Source organism: Micromonospora sp. DT4, from assembly GCF_049841675.1.
Classification (GTDB): Bacteria; Actinomycetota; Actinomycetes; order Mycobacteriales; family Micromonosporaceae; genus Micromonospora.
Window position 1 is genome coordinate 1 of sequence record NZ_JBNCKT010000520.1, and the last position, 229, is coordinate 229.

At 70.3% G+C, this 229-nt stretch carries 1 protein-coding gene; it reads left to right on the plus strand.

What is annotated here, in order from left to right:
* Positions 1-229 (plus strand): transposase (locus tag ACLQ24_RS30745; protein WP_425895217.1); only part of this gene is annotated, 229 nt, incomplete at both ends.

Sequence of the window (229 nt, forward strand, 5' to 3'; positions counted from 1 at the left end):
CAGGCGCGGGCGATGCTGGAGCGAGCGATCGCCGCTGGGGTGCCGTTCGCGTGGTTCACCGCCGATGAGGCCTACGGGCAGAACCCGGGCCTACGCGGCTGGTTGCAGGAACAGGACGTGTCGTATGTGATGGCCACCCGCTGCGACGACGGGGTCGCCTCCGGGTTGTTCACCACCACCCGGGTCGACGCCCTGATCGCCAAGCTGCCGGCCCGATCGTGGACGAGGC